At 66.6% G+C, this 5995-nt stretch carries 5 protein-coding genes, 1 tRNA gene and 1 pseudogene; 4 read left to right on the top strand and 3 right to left on the bottom strand.

The annotated features are described in order from the left end of the window. A partial coding sequence (locus I5M_RS28105; RefSeq protein WP_022724441.1) for an efflux transporter outer membrane subunit occupies nucleotides 1-1131 on the top strand: 1131 nt, incomplete at its 5' end. Between the two features lie 86 nt (nucleotides 1132-1217). Here the strand turns inward: I5M_RS28105 and I5M_RS28100 are convergent. Next, nucleotides 1218-1302: transfer RNA gene (locus I5M_RS28100), tRNA-Leu, on the bottom strand. A gap of 166 nt (nucleotides 1303-1468) precedes the next feature. Here I5M_RS28100 and I5M_RS28095 point away from each other — a divergent pair. Continuing rightward, on the top strand, nucleotides 1469-2434 hold the full coding sequence (locus tag I5M_RS28095) for a complex I NDUFA9 subunit family protein (RefSeq protein ID WP_022724440.1): 966 nt from the start codon (nucleotides 1469-1471) through the stop codon (nucleotides 2432-2434). Nucleotides 2435-2641: 207 nt separating this feature from the next. Here the strand turns inward: I5M_RS28095 and I5M_RS28090 are convergent, their stop codons facing one another. Next, nucleotides 2642-3448: an undecaprenyl-diphosphate phosphatase gene (locus tag I5M_RS28090; RefSeq protein WP_022724439.1), complete on the bottom strand. Its 807-nt coding sequence runs from the start codon at nucleotides 3446-3448 to the stop codon at nucleotides 2642-2644. 198 nt (nucleotides 3449-3646) lie between these two features. Between I5M_RS28090 and I5M_RS28085 the strand changes: the two genes are divergently transcribed. Together I5M_RS28085 and queG are read left to right on the top strand one after the other, a co-directional pair. Then, nucleotides 3647-4339, top strand: a complete 693-nt coding sequence (locus I5M_RS28085; RefSeq protein WP_022724438.1) for a glutathione S-transferase family protein — start codon at nucleotides 3647-3649, stop codon at nucleotides 4337-4339. Continuing rightward, nucleotides 4288-5478, top strand: a complete 1191-nt coding sequence (queG, locus tag I5M_RS28080) for a tRNA epoxyqueuosine(34) reductase QueG (protein ID WP_031337881.1) — start codon at nucleotides 4288-4290, stop codon at nucleotides 5476-5478. Before I5M_RS28085 ends, queG begins: the two co-directional genes overlap by 52 nt. Nucleotides 5479-5717: 239 nt before the next feature. Here queG and I5M_RS28075 read toward each other — a convergent pair. Next, nucleotides 5718-5995, bottom strand: a pseudogene (locus I5M_RS28075) (alpha/beta hydrolase); the annotation flags it as partial.

Here is a 5995-nt window from a genome sequence, read left to right as displayed (position 1 = left end):
TACGGGCCATCGACGCAGCTCAATTCGAATTTCGAGACCTCGGACGTCCCGCAGCAACGCTATTCGNTGCACACCGCCCAGCTCACCATCGCTTACACGCTGGACATCTGGGGCGCCAACGCACGGGCCGTGGAGGGCCTCGACGCCATCACCGAACAACAGCACTTCCAGCTCGAGGCGGCGCATCTGTCGCTCACCGCCAACATCGTCACCGCGGCGATCGGCGAAGCGTCGCTGCGCGGCCAGATCGCCGCGACACAGCGGATCATCGCGATCGAACGCGACATTCTGCAGATCCTGAAGTCGCAGTTCGAAGCCGGGCAGGCCGCGCAGGTCGACGTGCTCAGCCAGCAGGCGTCGTTGGCCCAGGTCGAACAGACGCTGCCGCCGCTGGAGAAACAGCTCGCGGTCCAGCGTGATCTGTTGACCGCGCTGGCCGGCGAGCCGTCGGCGGCAGGCATTCCGCAGCGCTTCGAGCTCGCGCAACTGACGCTGCCGCGCAATATCCCGGTGCTGCTGCCGTCCACGCTGGTCCGGCATCGTCCGGATGTGCGCGCCGCCGAAGCCAATCTGCATTCGGCCAGCGCCCAGGTCGGCGTCGCGGTGGCGGCTCGGCTGCCGAACATCGCGATCGGCGGCAGCAGCGCCGGCGCCAGCGCCTACAAGTTCGCCCAGCTGTTCGCGCCGGGCACGGGCTTCTACGTGCTCGCCGGCAACGCCACCCAGCCGATTTTCGACGGCATGACGCTGCTCAACAAGCAGCACGCCGCCGAGGCGGCGCTGGAGCAGGCCGACGCCCAATATCGCCAGGCGGTGATCTCGGCGCTGCAGAACGTCGCCGACGCATTGCAGAGCCTCTCCCTCGACGCCAGGCTGGTGAGTTCGGCCATCAAGGCCGAGGCGGCGGCCCGCGCCAGCCTCGACATCGTCCGCCAGCAGCTCAAGCTCGGGCAGGTCAATCAGGTCGCGGTGCTGAACGCGCAGCAGACCTATTTCAACGCCGCGGTGGCGCGCGTCCAGGCCGAAGCGACCCGGCTGTCGGACGCCGCCGGCCTGTTCATGGCAATCGGCGGCAGCTGGCCGAGCGAATGCAAGGCGCCCGACTGGCGCGACTGTGTGTTCGACCACTGAGGCGGGCGCGACTCGGAGCGCGCCAGCAGCGTCTCTTCAAGATATTGATTTTAGGGGTGTCTCGCAACTCGGAGATCGAGTGCGTATGGTGCCCAGGAGAGGACTCGAACCTCCACGGTGTTACCCACTGGTACCTGAAACCAGCGCGTCTACCAATTCCGCCACCTGGGCCTTGAGGCGGTTGATAGGGAGGCGTTACGGAAAAGTCAAATTGGTTCGACAAGGTCAAATCCGGCTGTACAGCGAAAGGCCAATGGCGTAACGGCAAAATGCCGAAAGCGAAGCGCCGAAAGGCGTTCGCGGTCGGCTCAACCGCTCGCCAGCAGGATCGCTCCGCATGAATTCGAACATGGATACGCTCGTCACCGTCTTCGGCGGCTCCGGATTTATCGGCCGGCACGTCGTCAGCGCGCTGGCGCGGCGGGACTATCGCATCCGCGTCGCAGTTCGGCGGCCCGAATTGGCCGGCCACCTGCAGCCGCTCGGCCGGGTCGGCCAGATTCATGCGGTTCAGGCCAATCTGCGCTACCCGGCATCGCTCGAGGCGGCGATGCGCGACTCGCATGTCGCCATCAACCTCGTCGGCATCCTGGCCGAATCGGGCGCGCAGAGCTTCGCGGCCGTGCAGGCCGAGGGCGCAGGCGCCGTGGCGCGGGCCGCTGCGGCGGCGGGAGCGCGGATGGTGCATGTGTCGGCGATCGGCGCCGATGCGCAGTCGCCGGCGCGCTACGCCCGTGCCAAGGCGGCCGGCGAGCAGGCGGTGCTCGAGGCCGTGCCGCACGCCACGATCTTCCGGCCCTCGGTGGTGTTCGGCCCCGAGGACCAGTTCACCAACCGCTTCGCCGCGCTGGCGCGGCTGTCGCCGATCATGCCGCTGGTCGGCGCCGATACCAAGCTGCAGCCGGTCTATGTCGGCGACGTCGCGACCGCGGTGGCCGAGGCGGTGGACGGCAATGCCAAGCCGGGCGCGACTTACGAACTCGGTGGTCCGGAAGCGCTGACGATGCGCGAGATCATCGGGATCATCCTCAAGACCATCGACCGCGAACGCCTGCTGCTGCCGCTGCCGTTCGGCCTCGCCAGCGCGCAGGCGATGCTGCTGCAGTTCGCGCCGGGCGATTTCAAGCTGACGCCCGATCAGGTGCGTTTGCTGCGTTCGGACAACGTCGTCTCCGCCGAGGCGGAGCGCGCCGGCCTGACGCTGCAGGGCCTCGGCATCACGCCGGAATCGCTGCAGGCGATCGTGCCGTCCTATCTGTGGCGCTTCCGCAAGACCGGCCAGTTCGCGCGCCGCAACGCCTGACGGCTGTGGCTCGGCTGTGAGAGCCGAGCGTCTCCCCAACCAACGCGATCATCGCCCGACTTGATCGGGCGACCCAGTATTCCAGTGCGCTCGCTCGTTCGAAACAGCAGCGCTCTGGAATACTGGGCCCTCCGCTTTCGCGGAGGGTGACGGCAAACGTTGTTGAGGGGCTGCCCCGTAGAAGCGAAGCGTAAAGGCGCTTTTCGCTCACATGCCGAGGGCGAGGCCGATCAGGCCGAGGGTGCCGACGATCACGCGCCACCAGGCGAACAGCGTAAAGCCGTGGCGGGTGACGTAGGTCAGGAAGGTTTTGACCACGATGATGGCGGTGATGAACGACACCACGAAGCCGATCGCCACGATGGTGAGGTGATCGGTCGTCATCTCGCCGCGGCTCTTGTACATGTCGTAGGCGAATGCGCCGACCATCGTCGGGATCGCGAGGAAGAACGAAAACTCGGCGGCGGCGCGCTTGTCGGCGCCGAGCAGCATCGCGGCGACGATGCTGGCGCCGGAGCGCGATACGCCGGGTATCATCGCCAGGCACTGCGCGCAGCCGATGGCGAAATACATCGGCAGCGAGAACGCGGTGGCGTCGTGGTCGTGCGGTTCGAGGTCGAGCTGATCGACCCACAGCAGGATGGCGCCGCCGACGATCAGCGAGAAGCACACCACCCACGGATTGAACAGATACGCCTTGATGTAGCCGCCGAACGCCGCGCCGAGTACGGCGGCGGGCAGGAACGCCAGCAGCACGCCGATGACGAAGCGGCGCGCAGCCGGATCGCTGAACATGCCGAGCGCGATGTTCCACAGCTTGACGAAATACAGCGCCAGAATCGCCAGGATGGCGCCGAGCTGGATCAGGACCGCGAAGCTCTTCCAAAAATTGCCTTCACCGAGTGTGAAGAAGCGTTCGACCAGCAGCAGATGGCCGGTCGAAGACACCGGCAGAAATTCGGTGACGCCCTCGACCACGCCGAGGATGACGGCTCGGATGACATCGGCAAGCATGGGAAGGTCCGCTGCAGGGGAAGGGGGGGTCGAAAGCGCGCCGTTGTCGCGCATTCGGTCCAGCCCTGCAATGCTGAATTTGAGCAAATTGCTGCCTTGCCTCGCTGTCAGGCTCGGCTAGTTTGGCGCCTCCGCGCATCCATGCGGCAAGCCGTTTTGGTACCGTTTGTTAAGGCTTGCGAAACTATCAAGGTCGCCATGTACACGGTCTTCCACCACCCGTTCTGCCCGCAGTCGCGATTCGTCCGGCTGGCGCTCGCCGAACACGGGCTCGACCTGCGGCTGGTCGAGGAGAGACCTTGGGAGCGGCGCACGGCTTTTCTGGCGCTCAATCCGGCCGGCACCACGCCGGTGCTGATGGCCGAGGGCTGGCCCGCGGTTCCGGGCGCTGGCGTCATCGCCGAGTTCCTCGACGAGAGCCACGGACCGACGCTGGGTGATCGTCGGCTGATGCCGTCCGGCACCGCCGAGCGCATCGAGGTGCGACGGCTGCTGGCGTGGTTCAACGAGAAATTCTTCGAGGAAGCGTCGGGGCCGCTGGTGACCGAGCGGATCTACAAGCGCTTCATGAGCGAAGAGGATGGCGGCGGTCCGCCGGCGATGGACGTGATTCGCGCCGCCACCGCCAATGTGCGCTATCATCTGGCCTATATCGGCTGGCTGGCGCGGACGCGGAACTATCTGGCCGGCGACCGGCTGACCTATGCGGACCTGGCGGCTGCCGCGCATCTGTCGGCGATCGATTATCTGGGCGACGTGCCATGGATCGAGGACGAGGCCGCAAAGGCGTGGTACGCCCGCATCAAGTCGCGGCCGTCGTTCCGTCCGCTGCTGAGCGAATGGCTGGCCGGGGTGCCGGCGTCGCGAACCTACGTGGATCTGGATTTCTGAGCGCGGCGGAAGCTGACGGCGAGCTCAGGGCGCGTTTGTCCGAGCAGGCGCAGGCCTCCGGCTTCGATGCGATCGGCATCTGCAGCCCCGACTCCGTGCCACATAACTTCGACCGTCTGCGCGAATTCCTCGCAGCAAATCGCCACGGCGACATGACCTGGCTGGAAGACCGGCCGGAGCGCCGCGCCGATCCGCGCGTGATGTGGGGCGAGGTACGCTCGATCATCATGCTGGGGATGAACTACGGTCCCGATGTCGATCCGCGGCGGATCCTGAGTGAGCGCTCGCGCGGCGCGATCTCGGTGTATGCGCAAGGCGACGATTACCACGATCTGATCAAGGCGCGACTGAAGCAGCTCGCGCGCTGGCTGATCGGGGCGGCGGGCGGCGAGGTCAAAGTCTTCGTCGACACCGCGGCGGTGATGGAGAAGCCGCTGGCGCAGGCGAGCGGCATCGGCTGGCAGGGCAAGCACACCAATCTGGTGTCGCGCGGCTTCGGCTCCTGGCTGTTTCTCGGCGCGATCTTCACCACGCTGGAGCTGCCGCGCGATGAGCCCGAGCCCGACACTTGCGGTTCGTGTCGCGCCTGTCTCGAGTCCTGTCCGACCAACGCGTTTCCGGCGCCGTATCAGCTCGATGCGCGGCGCTGCATTTCGTATCTGACCATCGAGCACAAAGGCCCGATCCCGCGCGAACTACGTTCTGCGCTGGGCAACCGCATCTACGGCTGCGACGACTGCCTCGCCGCCTGCCCGTGGAACAAGTTCGCGCAGGCAGGGCGCGAGGCCAAGCTGGCGGCGCGAGAGCATCTGCGCGCGCCGGGGTTGGCCGAGCTGGCGCGGCTCGACGATGCGGCATTCCGAGCGCTTTTCACCAAGTCTCCGGTCAAGCGCATCGGGCGAGATCGCTTTATTCGTAACGTGCTGATAGCGATCGGCAACTCGGGGGATGGTTCGTTCGCTGCAGAGGCCGAGCGATTACTTAATGATGCGAACCCACTGGTGCGCGGCGCGGCGGTGTGGGCGCTGGGGCAGCTGCTGGCGGCGGAGCGGTTCGCGGAGCTGAGGGCTGGACGTGTCGCAGGCGAAGCGGACGACGGGGTGCGCGACGAGTGGCGCTCAGCCGTCGCGGACAGTTAGTTCGAACGCGGACGCGGAAACCAACCGGCGGTCGTGTAGCTCGCTGCACCCCCACCCACACCCACGTCACACCCCGCGAATGCGGGGTGCCTAGTATCCCAGTGCGTTAGTTGTTGACGAGCGGTGCTACATCAGAATCTCACCGGGATACTGGGTCGCCCGCTTTCGCGGGCGATGACGGTGGGGGTGTGGGGCGGCTCCGCGAGTCACATGGAGGGCGCAAGCTAGCGCTTCCCGAACTACGCCACCTCCGCCACGGCCTTCAGCATCCGCTCGATGTCCTGCGGGCGGCTCAGGCGGTGGTCGCCGTCCTGGATCAACGTCAGCACGACGTCGTCGGCGGGGAGGCGTTCGGTTAAGTCGAACGCGTGGCGCCAGGGGACGTCGGGGTCCTGGCGGCCTTGCAGGATGCGGACAGGGCAGCCGAGCTCGATAGCGCTGCCGAGCAAGAGATGTTTGCGGCCGTCTTCGATCAGCGCGCGCGTGATCGGATAGGGCTCGCCGTAGTCGGACGGGC

This window comes from Rhodopseudomonas sp. B29, assembly GCF_000333455.1.
Taxonomy (GTDB): domain Bacteria; phylum Pseudomonadota; class Alphaproteobacteria; order Rhizobiales; family Xanthobacteraceae; genus Rhodopseudomonas.
Note: the sequence above shows the minus strand (reverse complement) of the source record. Positions and strands in the feature narration are given on the sequence as shown.

Coding starts and splice junctions, on each gene's coding strand:
- I5M_RS28085 (WP_022724438.1), top strand. CDS start 3,647: ATGTACACGGTCTTCCACCACCCGTTCTGCCCGCAGTCGCGATTCGTC.
- queG (WP_031337881.1), top strand. CDS start 4,288: ATGGCTGGCCGGGGTGCCGGCGTCGCGAACCTACGTGGATCTGGATTT.
- I5M_RS28090 (WP_022724439.1), bottom strand. CDS start 3,448: ATGCTTGCCGATGTCATCCGAGCCGTCATCCTCGGCGTGGTCGAGGGC.
- I5M_RS28095 (WP_022724440.1), top strand. CDS start 1,469: ATGAATTCGAACATGGATACGCTCGTCACCGTCTTCGGCGGCTCCGGA.